Source organism: Endozoicomonas sp. YOMI1 (assembly GCF_024606345.1).
Lineage (GTDB): Bacteria > Pseudomonadota > Gammaproteobacteria > Pseudomonadales > Endozoicomonadaceae > Endozoicomonas.
In genome coordinates, this window is record NZ_JAHHPM010000053.1 from 1 (window position 1) to 14,513 (window position 14,513).

The 14,513-nt window shown below is 49.8% G+C and carries 14 protein-coding genes and 1 pseudogene; 3 read left to right on the forward strand and 12 right to left on the reverse strand.

Annotated features, from left to right (window positions below; all coding sequences use genetic code 11):
- Positions 1-241, forward strand: a 241-nt coding sequence (locus KDK15_RS02050) for a hypothetical protein (protein ID WP_257293705.1), incomplete at its 5' end; no start/stop codon positions are given.
- Here the strand turns inward: KDK15_RS02050 and KDK15_RS02055 are convergent.
- From KDK15_RS02055 to KDK15_RS02070, 4 genes and pseudogenes are all read right to left on the reverse strand, one after another.
- Positions 225-893: a vancomycin high temperature exclusion protein gene (locus tag KDK15_RS02055; protein WP_257293706.1), complete on the reverse strand. Its 669-nt coding sequence runs from the start codon at positions 891-893 to the stop codon at positions 225-227. The genes KDK15_RS02050 and KDK15_RS02055 overlap by 17 nt on opposite strands.
- An 89-nt stretch (positions 894-982) precedes the next feature.
- On the reverse strand, positions 983-2,161 hold the full coding sequence (locus KDK15_RS02060; RefSeq protein ID WP_257293707.1) for a hypothetical protein: 1,179 nt from the start codon (positions 2,159-2,161) through the stop codon (positions 983-985).
- A gap of 82 nt (positions 2,162-2,243) precedes the next feature.
- The gene (gene trmA / locus KDK15_RS02065; RefSeq protein WP_257293708.1) at positions 2,244-3,341 is read right to left on the reverse strand and encodes a tRNA (uridine(54)-C5)-methyltransferase TrmA; all 1,098 of its coding nucleotides are present in this window, start codon (positions 3,339-3,341) and stop codon (positions 2,244-2,246) included.
- A gap of 123 nt (positions 3,342-3,464) precedes the next feature.
- Positions 3,465-3,611 (reverse strand): annotated as a pseudogene (locus KDK15_RS02070) (NCS2 family permease); the annotation flags it as partial.
- A gap of 734 nt (positions 3,612-4,345) precedes the next feature.
- Between KDK15_RS02070 and KDK15_RS02075 the strand changes: the two are divergent.
- Positions 4,346-4,630 carry a hypothetical protein gene (locus KDK15_RS02075; RefSeq protein ID WP_257293709.1) on the forward strand — a complete coding sequence of 95 codons (285 nt, stop codon included), beginning with the start codon at positions 4,346-4,348 and terminating at the stop codon, positions 4,628-4,630.
- A complete protein-coding gene (locus tag KDK15_RS02080) occupies positions 4,600-4,932 on the forward strand; it encodes a hypothetical protein (protein ID WP_257293710.1) in 333 nt (110 codons plus the stop codon). Before KDK15_RS02075 ends, KDK15_RS02080 begins: the two co-directional genes overlap by 31 nt.
- Positions 4,933-4,941: 9 nt before the next feature.
- Here the strand turns inward: KDK15_RS02080 and rimI are convergent, their stop codons facing one another.
- The 8 genes from rimI to hemA all read right to left on the reverse strand — a co-directional run bounded on the left by rimI (position 4,942) and on the right by hemA (position 14,440).
- Positions 4,942-5,373: a ribosomal protein S18-alanine N-acetyltransferase gene (gene rimI, locus KDK15_RS02085; RefSeq protein ID WP_257293711.1), complete on the reverse strand. Its 432-nt coding sequence runs from the start codon at positions 5,371-5,373 to the stop codon at positions 4,942-4,944.
- A gap of 76 nt (positions 5,374-5,449) precedes the next feature.
- Positions 5,450-6,382, reverse strand: coding sequence for a hypothetical protein (locus KDK15_RS02090; protein WP_257293712.1), 933 nt, complete (start codon positions 6,380-6,382; stop codon positions 5,450-5,452).
- A 121-nt stretch (positions 6,383-6,503) separates the two neighbouring features.
- Positions 6,504-8,069, reverse strand: coding sequence for a 2-isopropylmalate synthase (locus KDK15_RS02095; protein ID WP_257293713.1), 1,566 nt, complete (start codon positions 8,067-8,069; stop codon positions 6,504-6,506).
- Between the two features lie 420 nt (positions 8,070-8,489).
- Complete coding sequence (hemH, locus tag KDK15_RS02100) at positions 8,490-9,512, reverse strand: ferrochelatase (protein WP_257293714.1); 1,023 nt, start codon at positions 9,510-9,512, stop codon at positions 8,490-8,492.
- A gap of 209 nt (positions 9,513-9,721) precedes the next feature.
- Complete coding sequence (gene nhaA / locus KDK15_RS02105; RefSeq protein WP_257293715.1) at positions 9,722-10,897, reverse strand: Na+/H+ antiporter NhaA; 1,176 nt, start codon at positions 10,895-10,897, stop codon at positions 9,722-9,724.
- Positions 10,898-11,117: 220 nt separating this feature from the next.
- Complete coding sequence (prmC, locus tag KDK15_RS02110) at positions 11,118-12,002, reverse strand: peptide chain release factor N(5)-glutamine methyltransferase (RefSeq protein WP_257293716.1); 885 nt, start codon at positions 12,000-12,002, stop codon at positions 11,118-11,120.
- A gap of 3 nt (positions 12,003-12,005) precedes the next feature.
- A complete protein-coding gene (gene prfA / locus KDK15_RS02115) occupies positions 12,006-13,091 on the reverse strand; it encodes a peptide chain release factor 1 (protein WP_257293717.1) in 1,086 nt (361 codons plus the stop codon).
- 44 nt (positions 13,092-13,135) lie between these two features.
- Positions 13,136-14,440, reverse strand: a complete 1,305-nt coding sequence (gene hemA, locus KDK15_RS02120) for a glutamyl-tRNA reductase (RefSeq protein WP_257293718.1) — start codon at positions 14,438-14,440, stop codon at positions 13,136-13,138.
- Positions 14,441-14,513 lie beyond the last annotated feature (73 nt).

The following is a 14,513-nucleotide window of genomic DNA, read 5'->3' on the forward strand; positions in this document are numbered from 1 at the left end:
AATTTTTATCCTCAATTTCTCGCAATCCTCGCTACGGGCGCTATTCTCGGACAGCATCCTAGGCGCTGTATTCCCTTTGGGTATCTCCTTCATCAAGCAGACCGGCGGATCACACGTTGAAATATCAAAGGGTCCCGGGAATTACAACCAAATACAGGGGCTGTTTCAAACTGATTATGAAAATAATGTTTTGTCCCGTAAATCGATGAAAACCGTATACTTGATCAGGTTGGTGGCGTAACACCAATCTCAATGGTCGGGCCGAGGAATTTAGGGCCAGTATTGAGAAAATGTACCTCCAGCACAGCCAGCACTCTGGCAAGAATCTCTCTGGCTCTATTGCTGATATCAATGTCATAGCCCTCGCCAGCATTATAGGCGATGGCATCAATATCATGATTTATGGCGATATATAGGGCTCGCTTATTGTGTGGAGCCTGAGAAATAATAGTAAAGCTATCCAAATCAAAAACATGATGTGCCCTCAGAACGGAATCAAGCGTTCTGAAACCGGCATAGTCTCGGTATATGCGTTCTGCTGGGACGCCTTTCTTTAGCAGGTCTCGTCGGATGGTGCTTGGTTCATCGTAAAAACGGGTGCTGTTATCGCCGCTGATGAGAATGTAATCAATTTTACCCGCTTTGTAGAGCTGGAAGGCTGCTTCCAACCGGAGCCGGTAGTGGTCATTAAATCCCCCCAGGCGAGAGTATTTACTGGTACCCAGCAAAACACCTACCTGATTATAGGGGAGCTTGTTCAGGTTAGAGTACAGGGCGTCATTGGTGGCTCTTGCCACCATGAAATTGCAAAGCACAGTCAATGCCAGCAAGACAATGGTAGAGAGAACGGACAGCCTGACAAAAATCAGAAAATGGGGTATTCGGACACCCATCGTAAACCTTCAACGCGAGTCACATCATTCCTGAGTAGATCACATTGCGTACATTCTATAAAGCCAGTGAATCAAAAAACTCACCATTTTTAATCAGACATTCGTCTTAGCTCATCAATCATCAGCTTTACTATGGTCTTGCTGGGAGCATCCGGTATGCCCAGACTTTCGGCAACCGCAGGTGGTCTGTAGCCCATGATGTGAGCGTTAATCATAATGGACAGAGGTCCCGGACTTGATGCGCGAATGGCAAGCTGTTCGGTCAGCATCAGGTTCTGATAGTTTTCATCAGCAACATAGATGACCGGCTTGCCTCGGTAGATGGCCTGCTGGGCTACTGATGATTTATGGACAATAACAGCAGAGGCAATGGTGCTCAGTGATGCGGTGGAATAAGTGCCGTGGTGTAGCAGATGGACATTGCCGTCCGATTCAGCCTCAATGATCCTGCGCTCAAGGTCACCATCAAACTTAGGGTGGTGTGAAACCAGAAAAAGAATGTCTGGCAGCATCCTTGTTGCTGCAATAAAGGTTTGAAAAGCCTTGGGATAGCTGCTGCTGTAATCACCGGCAAACAACACTACAGGCTGCTCCGGGCGTATATTGAGGGTGTCGCGTAAAAGGAAAATATCGGTCTCATCATAGACTCTGTCCCAGTCTTCCAGTGCGGGCTGTCCCGTAACGGTCACTGCTGCTCCCAGGGAGGCAGCGATGCTCTGAAAGCTAAGCGCGGTTGTTTTACTGGGGACATGGAACTCGTCCAGGTATCTCAGCTCTTCTAAAAAAGGCTGTACATAACTGATGGAATCAACCGGCTCAAAATTATCATAAAATGCAATGACCCTGGCGCCTCTTCTCTCCCAGATATTGGCAATCTGGGCCTGCGCCCGGCTTGCCATACCGGTGTAGACAATTTTGGTCGAGATGCTTTCAGCGAGGTTGTAAACCAGCTTCTGATTCAACAGATGGTCGCGATTTTCATACAGTGACTCGTTGTGAGTCAATCTATCAATTGGAATCAGTGCCGGGTCATCTTTGAAGACTTCAGCAGCACGACCCATCGCCAATATCCGGTAGGGAATATTGGCGTTTTTAAGCTTTTCCTGAATACGCAGGAAAGCGTTGCTTTCACCCTGGTCATAGGCGACGAACAAAACCGCAGTTTTTATATAGTCTGCATCGCTGCTGTAAGAAGTCGGTGCAAAGAAAAGCCAGAGAACAGAGAAAATGATGGATGCTGGCAGATATTTCAGCTTGTTGTTTTTCACGTGAGGCTACCCCGGAGAACTTCCGTAAACTTTTGCTTCCTAAGAATAAAAGTAGGAGTCCAGCCGGGGAGTGTAAATCTGACTATTTCCGAATCAGATGAACGCCCATTTCAGCGTGATGAGTGTATGGGAACTGGTCAAAAAGGGCGATTTTTTCGATTCTATGGGTCTGGCAAATGGTTGACAGATTTTTCCTGAGCGTTTCAGGGTTGCAGGAAATGTACAGGATATTGTCGAAATTCTGCACCAGCTTTTCTGTTCCTTCATCAAGACCTGCCCGGGGGGGATCCACCAGAATGGTTGAGAAAACATAGCTGTCCAAATCAATGTCGCTCAGGCGGCGAAATGCACGTTCCCTGTTTATGGCCTGAGTAAACTCCTCACTGGATAGACGGGCAATTTCTACGTTCTCCACATCGTTCAGCTTAAAGTTCTCCCGGGCCGAATGTACTGAGGTTTTGGCAATTTCAGTGGCCAGTACCCTGTTAAAATGTCTGGCAAGCACGCAGGTGAAGTTACCATTCCCGCAATAGAGCTCTAAAAGATCACTGTTACTGCCGGACGTAATCCCTTGTGCGGCACCACTGGCCCAGGCAAGCATATGCTCGTTAACACTGGCATTAGGCTGGGTAAAGCTGTTTTCTACCTGGGTGTAATGGAATGGTTTGCCATTCACGGTCAATGTTTCATTGACATAGTCTTGGTCCAGCACCAGTTTCTGCTTACGGGCGCGTCCAATAATGCCAATGCCAAACTGTTCCTGAAGTGCTGTTGCTTCCTGTCTCCACTGATTATCCAGCTGGCGGTGATAGATCAGTGTAACCAGGGCTTCCTTCGTCTGGGTGGTGAGAAATTCAACCTGAAAAAGCCGTTTCTTCAGATGGCTGCTGGCCATGATAGCCTCCATCAATGGCATCATTAACCGGTTAATGGTTTCGGAGCCACTGGGAAAGGAGGTGACTTCAAAGGGCTGTCTGGTTTGTGGATCGAACATCCGGTAGTAGCAGTGATCTCCCTCATGCCAGACATGAAACTCTGCTCTCATCCGGTAATGGTCCGCTCTGGAGCGGAAAAGTTCCAGGTCAGGAATATCAAACTCGGCAAACTCGCTGCAAATGCTGCTGGCCTTTTCTGCCAGTTGCTCTTCATACCTTTCGGGTTGGACTGTTGGTAGGGACATAGCACTAGTGATCAAATAAAAACGGCCCATATTATGGGCCGTAGTAGCATGGGCGTGAAGCGTGGTTTATGACTGGATGCTTAATCGTTATGTTTACATCACGATCGACTCACTGAAATCATCAAGCACGACACCGTAAGCAAAAAAGGCATTCAGCCCCATTCCCGGAGCCAGGGCAAACGGAAACTTTGCCCATACCGACATGACCATAGTACCGATAATCGCGGAGAGGGTAGTGCCGGTGAATACAGCACCAAAATCCATGCCGGACATAAGTTATGTTTACATCAGCATTATGTTCTTTCCATAAGAAGAGGCGTTCTAAATATTTGCCTGTTTGAACGACTGGTAAAGCGATGCAATATATATTCCTTATTATTATTTATTAATACGTATTTATTCTCTTTAACGATTATTGATTTGAATGGACTGACTGGTTATTAAATGATCAGTTCGTTGCTGTGATCATGCTTTGTAGTCTGCGGGATGTTTTCCTGCAGGGATTAACAGAGTTATCCACAGATGCTGTGGTTAACTGGATACTGTGTGTCAGGATCTATTGAGAGGGCGGGCGACCGGGCATTGAATGCCGGATGTTTTTCCGAATCTGCTGCATTTTTAAGGCGATTTGATCACTGCGATGGCTGATCAGGGTCATTCTCTGCTCAAATCGCTGCAGAACATGGCAGGCTTTCTGGAGTCTGTGGGGAAGTACTCGTTGGAGGTGTTCAACGGAGAGATCTTTGGACTTGTCCATAGCCCAAGTATAGATGGATGTGAAATAGGGTGGCCGGCACATTCAATGGAAAATGCCGGTATAAGGGATCAGGCAACGGCAGCCATGCTCTGGCTATTCATGTCCATGGCTCATGTGGTAAGTTCTGCCAGCAATTGTTCAATTTGCTGGCGATCGGATGCCTGGCTATCCGACGTTTCCCTGGTCTCCGGGGAAACCTCTGCACAGCAACAATCAATCAAGAACCAATCAATAATAACAATCTCATATGGCGCTTGTGGAACTCCTTGAATCAATAAAAACGAATATTTACGGGCAATATGCCCGGGCCGCTGATCTTGAGCATATCGTGCAGGATTTTGTGAGATTTGTCCGGCAAGTGATGAAAGGGCGATCTTATAATGTATGCCCGCCGGAAATGACGTTGTGGCTGGAAGAGGTTGAAACCCGATACGATATTCCTACCCTGAAGTTGTTACGCAAGCTCACGCTTTTAGTGTGGAAGTTGTGCAGCAACATGGCATGGATCAACACCTCCCAAAATCTACGATAGAAGCCGTCAATAATTGGTTTCAGGATTCCCGGGTTGGTGGTATTTTCGGGAAAGCGTGGTTCTGGGATGCCAGCATGAAAGAACATTCACCCCGGATGAGCTATCTGCGTGACCTGCCGGAGGCTGGAGGGGCTCTGTTTTTCCCGGGCCGGGGCATTGATGGCGATCATATTGCCCTGGACAATCCCCGGCGTCGACGGTTATACGACGCAGGGCAATATACGCCCACTGAAAGCATCATGATCTGGACCAGAGAGAAACTTCTGGATTGGGCTCGTCGTGAACGGGCAAAAAATGGATGAACGCGGGTATTAAAGCCTGTTGATTTCTATGGCCATGACAATGGCATCTTCCCGGTGGTTTCCCATGGGGTAGTAGTTTTTTCTGATACCGATCTCGCTAAAGCCTTCATGAAGATAAAGGTTGAAGGCTTTGATATTGGAGCGACGGACTTCAAGCAGTATGGTTTTGCAGCCAGACTGTCCTGCTTTCTGGAGCATATGTTGCAACAGCTGCCGACCGATACCTTGCCGTTGAAACAATTTGTCCACCGTCAAAATGAGAATGCTGGCTTCACCGGCTACCATCATCATGACGCAGTGTCCCACAACCCGGTCATCAAGCACTGCCAGTTCGCAGGTATAACCTGAGGCCAGGCTGTCGGAAAAGTGTGCTTTTCGCCAGGGGTGTTCTGCTGACTGTTGCTCCACGGCATTGACCTGTTCCAGGTCACTTTCCAGCATAGGGCGAAACCTGAGTGAGGGCTGTGTCATGGTTGATGATTTATCTGAATCGTTTGATCTCTGGGCTGGATGTTTTTCAGGCATTGGCCTGTGTGTCTGGTGTTTTAGCGAGTAACGGAGCCAGATCCTGCCATGCCTCTCTTTTGAGTATGGACTGTTTCATAAGTTCATTCAGCCCGTGGGTTACAGCAAACCACTGGCCTGTATGAGTGCCCTGCTGGATGCCGCGTAGTTGCTCAAAATTTTTCTCTGGGTCCATAACAAACCTGGCGGCTGACTGGCCAAATAAAAGAATAACCTTTCTGTGGGATATGCCATATTGGTTGCTCAGATAAGCACAGACAGCATCGGCAGCGGCGTAGTCATCCCGGCTCAGTTGGCTCAGCAGGCCCCGGCTTTCGGTCATTGGCCAGACAAATTCACGAATAGCCTGTGAGCCTTCAGGGTTGAGTTTGAGTGCTCTGAGAATGTCATCTAATAAGCGTTGGTGATAGCGACTGAATTGGTTGAGCCCGGAGTGTGGCATTTCGGCAACCACAAGGCAGTCATCGCTGACGGGCTTTATCACCAGACGGAATTTGCTGACAGAGCCTGACAGCTGTTTTACGGGCTCTGGTGAAGGTTGAGCTTCCTGTTTGATGTCCTCAACAGGTTTTGAGGGGGTAATAAATTGTCCAAGGATATCTGCTGGCTTTGTCGGCGAGTATCCTGCCCGGGACTGCTCCCTGGCATTTTGTTGGTTAAACGCTGAGCTGCTTTCAGTGCCAGAAACAGAGTGAGCTGACTCATCTTCGGCAAGTGCCCGGGCATCCTCTGCAATCCAGTCAAAGGGTCTGGCTGGCTTAGCATTGCTTAGTTGATATCTGGGAAACCAGGTCTGTATGCCCATGGCTCCCAAATAGTTCTGTCTGAGTTTTTCCCGGCGGGCAATCTGAATTTTTGCTGCAGAACTGTCGACAGCCTGATCACTGTTGGATGGTGAAGGGTGGTCAACGGTTTTGCCCTGCATGCTGGTTCTCAATGGTTGTCGCTATTCTCGGATAGCCTCCTGGGGTAAGAGCAGGAGGAAGATTAAAAAGCCAATAGTATCACTGAAAGATCCTGTTGGCATTTTAATCAAACCAAATTGATCAAACCGTTTTCCCGGTTTGTGGGTTGGCTTTGGTTATATCGGCTTCCATCAGGTTGAGAGCATGGATATAGGCTTTGGCGGAAGCAATGACGATATCGGTGTCAGCCCCGGAACCATTGACTATCTGCCCGTTTTTCTCAAGCCGGACAGAGACTTTACCCTGGGAGTCAGTACCGGTTGTGATGGCGCTGACGTTATACAGTGCCAGCCTGGCCCTGGAGTTGGCCAACTTTTCGATGGCCTTGAATATGGCGTCAACAGGGCCATCACCGTTGCTGGAAACCGTCTGTTGTTCTCCGTTGATTTCCAGAGTGAGTGTTGCTTCCGGTGTTTTGCCAATTCTTGAGCTGGCATTCAGGTCGATCAATTTATATTTCTCCACCAGCTCGCTGCTGCTTCGGGCATCACTCACCAGTGCCTGAAGGTCATCGTCGTAGATTTCCGATTTTTTGTCCGCCAGAACCTTAAAGCGCTGGAAGGCATCGTTCAAGTCGTCCTGGCTGCTAAACGATATGCCCAGTTCTTCCATTCGGGTTTTGAAGGCATTGCGACCAGACAGTTTGCCAAGTACCAGCCGGTTGGTATTCCAGCCAACGTCTTCGGCGCTCATAATTTCATAGGTTTCCCGGTGCTTCAGCACACCATCCTGATGGATTCCAGACTCGTGGGCAAAGGCGTTGGCTCCCACGATGGCTTTGTTGGGTTGAACCGGGAAGCCGGTGATGGATGAAACCAGTCGTGAGGCCGGTACAATCTGAGTGGTGTTGATACCGGTGGTTACCCCCAGACAATCCGACCGGGTTTTCAGGGCCATGACAATCTCTTCAAGCGAGGCATTGCCCGCTCTTTCCCCCAATCCATTGATGGTGCATTCAACCTGACGTGCGCCATTCACAACGGCAGACAGGGAGTTCGCGACAGCCAGACCAAGATCATTGTGGCAGTGAACGGAGAAAATGGCTTTATCAGCGTTTGGGATACGTTCCATCAGGGTTTTGATGGTTTCTCCAAACTGGTGTGGCAAAGCATAGCCAACGGTATCCGGAATGTTGATGGTTTTGGCACCGGCATCAATGGCCGCTTCAATAATACGGCACAAAAAGTCTATTTCTGAGCGGCCGGCGTCTTCACAGGAAAACTCAACATCGTCAATCTGGTTTCTGGCCCGTTTGACGGCAAATACGGCCTGTTTGATCACATCGTCCGGGTTCATGCACAATTTGTGCTGCATGTGGATGGGAGAGGTGGCAATAAAGGTATGAATCCGGCCTCGTCTGGCTGGTTTCAAGGCTTCGGCGGCCCGGTCAATGTCTTTTTCCAGTGCCCTGGAGAGGCTGCATACCGTGCTTTCCGTGATATTGGCGGCAATGGCTTTGACGGCTTCAAAGTCACCCGGGCTGGCCATGGCGAAACCGGCTTCAATAACATCTACCCGCAGTTTTTCCAGAGTTCTGGCTATGCGTAATTTTTCATCACGGGTCATTGCTGCGCCGGGGCTTTGCTCTCCATCGCGCAGGGTGGTGTCAAAAATGACAATCTGACTCCCAACTTGAGTGTTGTTCATGGTGTATCCCTTGCCTTTGCTGTCTGAAAGGCCTGATCAATTTCTTATTGGCTATGCTGCTGTGTTCGGTTTTGCGTGCGCAGCATTCTTGTCTGGCAAGCCCGCTTCATAAGTGGTCTTGCTGTTTGGCCATCAGGCCGGGTATTGGGGTAGATAGTAATTAATATGCCCTAAGGCAGTAGTAGAAGTAGCAGGCGAGCAGGAGCAAAGAAGGTTTTAGGCAGGAGAAGGACGCCCTCTTCGTGAGAGGTCTTCGTATTACTTTTTATATCAACAAACTTTCTTTGCCAGTTTATCACGCTATTCATTGCGCCCTTCTCTTGAGGGAGATTCGTAGATCGGCTAGTACTATAAAGGCAGAGTTTGCAGGATACAAGATGGATTTTTGGGGGCATGTTTCATGCCCACTCATTTTTATCATCAATAAGTTAGAGGGTGTTCTGACCATTGTTTTAATAGGTCTATCCAGGCTGGATGATCATTCAGGCAGGGGATGAGTTCCAGTGATTTGCCTCCGGCTTTAATAAACTCCTCTTTGGCACCAATGCCGATTTCTTCCAGTGTCTCCAGACAGTCAGAAACAAAAGAAGGGCAGATAACCAGTATTTTTCTGACTCCTTGATTAGCCAGTTGTTTGATAACATCCAGAGTATTTGGCTCCAGCCACTTGGCTTTTCCCAGTCGGGACTGGAAGCCAACACTGTATTTATCAATCGGGATGCCTGCTTTTTCAACAAAGGCCTCCGTTGTCTGATATACCTGATGTCGATAGCAGGTTTTGTGGGCAATGGACGTTTTCTGGCAGCAGCTTTTGTCTTTCAGACAGTGATTGCCGGTAGGGTCATCTTTTATAATGTGGCGCTCTGGCACGCCATGGTAGCTGAACACCAGGTGATCAAACTCTTTTTCCAGCCAGGGTTTTGCACTTTCGACCAGAGCCTCAATGTAGCCATCGTGATCATAGAACACCGGGTGGACGCGAAGCGGAAGGGGGATGTTCATTTCCTGCATCAGGCTTTTGGCGTGCTCAATCACGGTTTTTACCGATGACATGGCATAGTGTGGGTAGAGTGGAAACAGCAGGATTTCCTCAATGCCCGGTTGCTTTGCCAGATTTCTCAGAGCCTTTGCCATATCAGGCTTGCCATAGCGCATGGCCAGCTCAATCGGGATGCTGGTCCGCTCTCTCAGCCGCTCCGTGCACTTTTCGCTGTTGACAATGAGTGGTGAGCCCTGTTCTGTCCAGATCGCCCGATAAGCTTCAGCGGATCTTGCCGGACGGAAAGGTAAGATAAAAAGGCTGAGGATAAGCCTGCGAATCACCCATGGCAGGTCAATCACATGCTTGTCCATCAAAAACTCATTGAGATAGTTTCGAACATCTTCAACAGATGTGCTGTCCGGTGACCCCAGATTAACCAGCAAAACGCCTCTGTTTTCCATGGGCTAAAGAGCTCTCTCTAAGATTTGTCAGAAGTACTGCCAATTTCTTTTCATTGTGCAAGCTGGACTGTATGGGTGAAGTACTTCAGGATTGATAAATTGAAAGCGAGTTTAACAGCTTTGCAGAGACTTTGGTGAGCTTTGGTAAGAATGGTGTCATTTCTTGTTTGTTGAGGGTTCCGGCCTCTGTTTAGAGGCCAGGAACAAGTTTAGGCTTGTTTGCGTCCGGCCCAGTAAAGAGTGGCAAAGCCAAAGACAGCAGAGAGTATGGAACCGGCCAGTACACCGATGCGATCTGAAATCAGGTAGCTGGTATTCACGCCTTCAAAGGCCAGTGAGCTAATAAACAGGCTCATGGTAAAACCAATGCCGCAGAGTGTAGAGAGGCCGTACATCTGGATCCAGTTTGTTCCGGTGGGCAGCTTTGCCAGTCCGGATTTAACCGCCAGCCAGCAGAAGCTGAAAACACCAATCTGTTTGCCCAGGAAGAGGCCGGTGACAATCCCCAGGGGAATTGGGGTGAACAGGCTTCTGATCTGTTCGGCATTCAGTTCAAGTCCGGCGTTGGCAAAGGCAAAAATAGGCAAAATGACATAATGCACACTGCTGTGCAGGTTGTGTTGCAGGGCTTTCAGAGGTGATCGACCTCTCCGGTCAACAGCTTTCAATGGAATGGTAAACGCCAGAAGTACGCCAGCCAGCGTAGCGTGAACGCCTGACTTTAATACGCAGATCCAGAGCAGTACGCCCACAACCATGTAAGGCCCGACCCTGGTAACTCCCCGATAATTGAAGAAAGCCAGGATTGCCAGTAAGACAGAGGCAATGCCCATTGACATCAGGGACAGGTCTTCAGTGTAGAAAATGGCAATGATAATGATGGCGCCAAGATCATCAATGATGGCCAGAGCCAGAAGGAATGTCATCAGTGATGCAGGTGCACGTTTACCGAGTAAGGCAAGAATGCCTACGGCAAAAGCAATGTCGGTCGCGGCGGGTATGGCCCAGCCCTTAATGGCAGTGGGGTCTGAGTAGTTGAAAGCCACATAGAAGAGTGCTGGTACCAGCATTCCGCCGATGGCACCAATGCCTGGCAGTACAACCTGGGCCGGAGTGCTGAGCTCCCCTGCAAGCACTTCCTGTTTGACTTCGAGACCGATCAAAAGGAAGAAAACAGCCATCAGGCCATCATTAATCCACAGCAACAGTGGTTTGTGGATGTCCAGGGGCCCTATGGTAAAACGGATTGGGGTTGTAAGCAGTAAATCATAATACTCTGCAAACAACGTATTGGCAGCAAGCATGGCCAGTGCCGAGGCGATAAAAAGCAGTACGCCAATGGCGTAGTCCTGCTGCAAAAAACTATGAAGTCGTCTGGCAAACATGTTTTCTCCAAGTGCCCGTAGCTAACCACCCGTAGCCCATCAATTACGCTAGTGTGCCCGTAAGAATTTTATGCCTGTTTTTCATTAAAAAGTATACGTTGGCGTAGCGGGCAAAAAATGGCGCTCAGTTTATATGTTTATATGCACTGAATGCCGCTTGGTATTACGGGCTATTACTTATGACGGCAATATGGAGTACGCCTATAGAGTTATTGGTATTTCAGGCGGCAGGTTTGTGGGCAAGGGTCACTCGGTCATGACCGGCCAGATCAGTTTCTGTGCGAATTTGCCTAAAGCCTGCCTGAGAAAGGATTGTCTGCACCGGGCAACCCTGGTCATAGCCATGTTCTAACAAAATCCATCCTCCGGGCTTCAGGCTTTGCAGTGACTGTTCGGCAATCACACGGATATCGTCCAGTCCATCGACGCCAGAGACCAGCGCTGAAAGGGGTTCATAACGAACGTCTCCTTCTTTCAGATGTGGGTCATTGCTGCAAATGTAGGGAGGGTTGCTGACGATCATATCCATTGAGCTTTTGACCAGTGGTGAACACCATGAGCCCTCGATAAATACCGTGTTCCGGATATCATTGATCACCGCATTTTCTGCCGCAACAGCAAGGGCATCCGGGCTTTTGTCGATGGCGGTCACTTCCCAGTCTGGCCGTTCTTTTGCCAGGGCAAGGGCTATTGCGCCGGTACCGGTTCCCAGATCAGCCACTTTGGTTTTTGATTCGGTGTTTTGATCCTGTGAGCGCTCCCGGTTAAGCGCCAGACCAAGTGCCAGCTCAACCAGAAGTTCGGTATCTGGCCTTGGGATCAGGGTGGCTTCGGTAACTTTCAGCTGAAGGCTCCAAAACTCGCGCTGCCCGGTCAGATAGGCTATGGGCTGCCCTGCTTTTCGTAGATCAATGAGCTTTAAAAACTGAGTCATCTGCTCACTGGTCAGAAGCGCTTCAGGCCAGGTAAAAAAATAACTTCGTGGCTTGTCAAGAACATGCGCCAGCAGCAGCTCTGCATCAAGCCGTGGGGTAGGGCTGGCAGAAAGCATACGGGATGCTTTTGCCAGGGAATTGTTTAACGTGTCTGTTCGGCAGCTGCTCATGACTTATTCGCCAGCCAGGCTGGCCAATAGCTCAGCCTGATGCTCCTGGAGCAGTGGGTCAATAACCGGATCCAGTTCGCCTTCGACAATTTCCGGCAATTTATAGAGAGTAAGGTTGATACGATGGTCGGTAACCCGCCCCTGGGGATAGTTATAGGTACGAATACGCTCAGAGCGGTCACCACTGCCTACCAGACTTTTCCGGGTATCACTGATCTCTTTCGCGGCAGCGGTATCCTGGGCGTCCTGGAGCTTGGCGGCCAGCCAGGTCATGGCTTTGGCCTTGTTTTTGTGCTGTGAGCGCTCATCCTGACATTCAACCACAATGCCGCTTGGCAGGTGGGTGATGCGAATGGCTGAGTCGGTGGTGTTGACGTGCTGACCACCGGCGCCAGATGAGCGGTATGTATCGATGCGCAGGTCTTCCTTACGGATCTCAATCGCCTGCTGTTCATCGGGCTCTGGCATCACGGCAACGGTGCAGGCAGAGGTATGGATTCTGCCCTGGGATTCAGTCTCAGGAACTCGCTGTACGCGATGGGCGCCAGACTCAAACTTCATGCGACCATAGACATCGCTGCCAATAACACGGGTGATTATCTCTTTGTAGCCGCCGTGCTCACCGTCGCTGGCACTGATAACCTCGATTCGCCAGCCGCGTTTTTCCGCGTACTTTGAGTACATTCTGAACAGGTCGCCTGCGAAAATGGCCGCTTCATCGCCGCCCGTTCCTGCACGAATTTCCAGGAAGGTGTTCAGGCCGTCCCTTGGGTCTTTGGGTAACAGCAGAACTTCAAGATTCTGTTCCATTGCTGGCAGCTGTTGTTCGCAATTGGCCAGTTCTTCTCGGGCCAGTTCCGCCATGTCCGGGTCGCCTTCAGCCATCATGGCTTCTGCTTCGGCTTTGTCGCTGAGTAACTGGTCATACTCTTTGTAGGCTTTAACCACCGGTTCCAGTTCAGCATATTCCCGGGAGAACTTGCGGAACTGATCCTGGTCACCAATAACCCCCGGGTCACTCAACAGTGCGGAAAGCTCTTCGAAGCGATCACCGAGGTTTTCCAGTTTGACGAGAATGGACTCTTTCATGATGTCTGCAAAAGGTGTCTATAAAGGGTGGATTCAGAATGCCATCAGGCATCCTGAGTTGAATCGGATTGACGACTGGAGTTCAGGCCCAGAAGTTTCTCGGCCCATTCCAGCTTTTCCTGCTGCCCTTTTGCGGCAGCGCTTTTCAGCTGTACGCTGGGGTGGTGCATCAGTTTGTTGGTCAGCGAGCGGGCAAATTGCTGCAGTACTTCTTCCGGCCTGACTCCCCTGGCCAGCCATTGCAGTGCTTTCTCAAGCTCCAGGTCTCTGATCGCCTCAGTGTTCTGGCGATAGTGGCGTAACAGACTGACGGCATCCAGGGCACGCAGGCGGGTCATGAATTCAAAGGTATCGGCCTCGATCATGCGTTCAGCCTGTTGGGCAGCATTTTTACGCTGTTGTAGATTGTCTTCAATTACATCCTGCAAGTCATCAACTGTGTAGAGAAAAACATCAGCCAGCTCACTTACCTCGGGTTCAATGTCCCGGGGAACCGCAATATCCACCATAAACATGGGTTTGTGTTTTCTCTGCTTCAGCGCCTTTTCAACCGTTCCTTTGCCGAGAACCGGTACCGGGCTGGCGGTGGAGCTGATAACAATATCGCTTTCATGGAGTATTTGTGGCAGATCCGAGAGCAGGACGGGTTTTCCGCCAAACATGTCGGTTAAGCGCCGGGCTCGCTCCAAAGTACGGTTGGCCACAATGATATTGGCAACGCCCTGCTGGCAAAGGTGTCGTGCTGTCAGTTCAATGGTCTCACCGGCTCCGATCAGTAAAGCCGTATTTTCGCTAAGGTCGGAAAAAATCTGCTTTGCCAGTCCGGTAGCGGCATAGGCAACGGATACCGGCTGTGCGTTGATGGCGGTTTCTGTGCGAATCTGTTTGGCTGTAGTGAAGCTGTGCTGAAATAATCGGTTCAGGCCCGGTCCGGCGGTGTCTGCTTCCTGAGCACTGGCGTAGGCGGATTTCAGTTGTCCCAAAATCTGGGGTTCACCCAGCACCATGGAGTCAAGCCCACAGGCAACCCGCATCAGGTGACGGACCGCCTGTTCATCGTGGAAGAGGTAACTGTGTTCTGTCAGTAATTTAACGTTGGTTTGATGGTAACAGGTCAGCCAGTCAATCAGTTTTTCGTAGCAAAGTCTCACCGTTTCGGTCCCGGAGCTGTGGATAGCACAGTAGATTTCGGTACGGTTACAGGTAGACAGGATGGCAATTTCTTCAATGCCAGTGTGGATTCTGGCGCTTTGAAGTGCATCGGGCAGCTGCTCAGCAGAAAAGGCAACCTGTTCCCTCAATGTGATTGGTGCTGTCCTGTGATTGATACCGGCGGTAATATACCCCATCAGACCTCTGTTGCTGTCTAGGAGGCTGTCCGAGAATAGTCTGCCCTACTGCGGTTGCGATAAATTGGTCTAA

Bases quoted from the DNA above. Each gene is read 5' to 3' on its own strand.
- trmA (WP_257293708.1), bottom strand. From the start codon at position 3,341: ATGTCCCTACCAACAGTCCAACCCGAAAGGTATGAAGAGCAACTGGCA.
- KDK15_RS02055 (WP_257293706.1), bottom strand. From the start codon at position 893: ATGGGTGTCCGAATACCCCATTTTCTGATTTTTGTCAGGCTGTCCGTT.
- prfA (WP_257293717.1), bottom strand. From the start codon at position 13,091: ATGAAAGAGTCCATTCTCGTCAAACTGGAAAACCTCGGTGATCGCTTC.
- KDK15_RS02090 (WP_257293712.1), bottom strand. From the start codon at position 6,382: ATGCAGGGCAAAACCGTTGACCACCCTTCACCATCCAACAGTGATCAG.
- KDK15_RS02080 (WP_257293710.1), top strand. From the start codon at position 4,600: ATGGATCAACACCTCCCAAAATCTACGATAGAAGCCGTCAATAATTGG.
- nhaA (WP_257293715.1), bottom strand. From the start codon at position 10,897: ATGTTTGCCAGACGACTTCATAGTTTTTTGCAGCAGGACTACGCCATT.
- hemA (WP_257293718.1), bottom strand. From the start codon at position 14,440: ATGGGGTATATTACCGCCGGTATCAATCACAGGACAGCACCAATCACA.
- KDK15_RS02075 (WP_257293709.1), top strand. From the start codon at position 4,346: ATGGCGCTTGTGGAACTCCTTGAATCAATAAAAACGAATATTTACGGG.
- rimI (WP_257293711.1), bottom strand. From the start codon at position 5,373: ATGCTGGAAAGTGACCTGGAACAGGTCAATGCCGTGGAGCAACAGTCA.
- prmC (WP_257293716.1), bottom strand. From the start codon at position 12,002: ATGAGCAGCTGCCGAACAGACACGTTAAACAATTCCCTGGCAAAAGCA.
- hemH (WP_257293714.1), bottom strand. From the start codon at position 9,512: ATGGAAAACAGAGGCGTTTTGCTGGTTAATCTGGGGTCACCGGACAGC.
- KDK15_RS02095 (WP_257293713.1), bottom strand. From the start codon at position 8,069: ATGAACAACACTCAAGTTGGGAGTCAGATTGTCATTTTTGACACCACC.